This is a genomic window from Sulfuricurvum sp., from assembly GCF_049305995.1.
Classification (GTDB): Bacteria; Campylobacterota; Campylobacteria; order Campylobacterales; family Sulfurimonadaceae; genus Sulfuricurvum.
The window spans coordinates 1-2096 of sequence record NZ_JBAQPS010000315.1; the positions used below are offsets into that span (position 1 = coordinate 1).

The 2096-nt window shown below is 42.1% G+C and carries 3 protein-coding genes; all 3 read right to left on the reverse strand.

Annotated features, from left to right (window positions below):
• Window positions 1–70 precede the first annotated feature (70 nt).
• The gene (locus WA010_RS10905) at window positions 71–439 is read right to left on the reverse strand and encodes a diacylglycerol kinase (protein ID WP_422557143.1); all 369 of its coding nucleotides are present in this window, start codon (window positions 437–439) and stop codon (window positions 71–73) included.
• Entirely contained in the window at window positions 439–1155 is a 717-nt protein-coding gene (locus WA010_RS10910) for a DUF695 domain-containing protein (RefSeq protein ID WP_422557144.1), read from the reverse strand. Before WA010_RS10910 ends, WA010_RS10905 begins: the two co-directional genes overlap by 1 nt.
• A gap of 37 nt (window positions 1156–1192) precedes the next feature.
• The coding region (locus WA010_RS10915) for a hypothetical protein (RefSeq protein WP_422557145.1) at window positions 1193–2096 on the reverse strand (904 nt) is incomplete at its 5' end.

Here is a 2096-nt window from a genome sequence, read left to right on the forward strand (position 1 = left end):
GCAGTTGCCATAGTAAAACCTCTGATAAAAATATAATGGAAATTATAAGCTAAACTCTCTTACGAAAACGTTACAGACAAAATACACTATAGAGGACTAATCCCCAGATTAACGCTAGCATTGTTAAGGATAGAAATACCAACGCCGCTCCGGCATCTTTTGCCCGTTTGGCGAGTTCATGGTGGTCGAATGTGACCAAATCAACCGTACGTTCAACGGCACTGTTGATCATCTCCGCCATAAGCGGAATAAACAAAGTGACAGATAAAATCGAACTTTGGACAAAAGAGATCGGCAACAGCCATGCGCTAATCATCCCTGCGACAAATAGGAGGATTTGAAGACGAAACGATTTCTCATTTTTCGTCACTTCGATCAAACCGTTTAAGGCATAGCGGGTGTTTTTGAAAAGAGTGTATTTTGGTTTGTTTAGTGGCATTACGCTTCTGCCCCTAACACAGTGCTCCACCCCTCATAGATACCGTGTTCTTGGATCGCGGATTCATAGAGTGAAGTGGTCGTCTCTTCGATGACCTCCTGAGTGATCGCTTCTGTTTTTACGAGAACTACTCCGTAGCCATAATCGCTTTCATCATCATTGACATACTCTTTTGCCTCATATCCGTGTGAAGCGAGTTGGGATACGGCACGTTCCATCGATGTTTTGGTTTGGAAAAAGAGATAGTGTTCTACTTCTCTAGGGAGTGTTAGATCATCGCCCGCTTCGAGTAATGCCGCAATCGTATGGCGATTTTGGATACTGAGCAATCCATAAGCATCTGGATAGAGATTATCGTTGTACATCTCCCATTTACTGTCTCTGGAAGAGCCACGTTCATACACATAGCCTCCGTGTTGGTTCATGACATCTGAACTAATGTTTTCAAATCGTTTGGAGTGCGGGGCGTAGAAATAAAACTCTGCCCACCCCTCTTTCATCACTCTCCCTGCGAACACGGCATCGACAGAGGTAGTAAGAGCTAAAATCAGATCACGCGTAAAAGCCTCTAAACTCTCGGTAACTGACTCTGCTTTTACAAAAAGCCATAATAACCAAGGTCGCTCTTCTTGGGGGGATTCTTCGATGAGGTCGAGTTCTACATCACAGCGGTACGGTACATTTTCATCATCTAAAAGCTCATAAAATTCTATCATTGACTAAAACCTCTATTTTTACAGCATTATAAAGTCTTTATTCTTGGTTTTCTCCCAAATAGCTTTTTTGAAGTTTCACTTTACTCGCTAATTCTTGTACATCTTTTGTTTCAATGAGAGGAAGTTTCTCGTGCTTTTGGATGTTTTGAACAAAAAGTTCCATCTGAGCAGTTGCTTTTGCCGCGATTTCTTCCAAACTTTGGCGAATTGCACGATATTCGTGGCGTTCATACGATTCAAGTGTAACGATCAATTCACTCAATCTTCCGCGTGCATTCATAAACTCAGTATGCAATGTTTCTGCCGAAAGAAAAAGATGCGATAGCGGTCTGAATGATTCGGTAAGTTCTTTCGAGTGCAGAGACATCTCTTTCATCTGTTTGGAGGAGAGAACCATTTGACGCATAATCATCTCACTCTCTTCACGCGAGTTTTTGAGTATGCTATCATTCTCTTGTAACGTAGAGAGGATCGCTTCGCTTTTTACTCCCAATATTTCTATATGGCGTGCGAAATCATGAACGATTCGATCAAGCTCTTTTTGCAAAATGACGATGGTATGATCCGGAGTTTGATGAGAAGCGATTTTGAGCACTGTTTCACGAAGTTCATTCATCTGGTTATGTGCCTCTTTTTGTTCATCACAGCTGAGACGAACCACATTTTTGAGCTGATTGAAATGATCTTGTTCCGCGACACGAAGCAAATCGATATGACGATGCACCACATTGTCCAAACTCGGGAGTTCTGAGAGGGTGAACTCTTCAAATTTTTCCATCGCACTTTGTTGCTGTACCAAAAGAGCCTCGATTTTCGATACGAAAAGCTTTTGATTGGATTGGATCACATTCAGTGCATCAAGCTCCTCTTTGAAAACATTTCGGAGCTGTTCATGCGTCGAACTCTCCATTTGAGCTACTAAATCAAGCCGATCTTTAAGC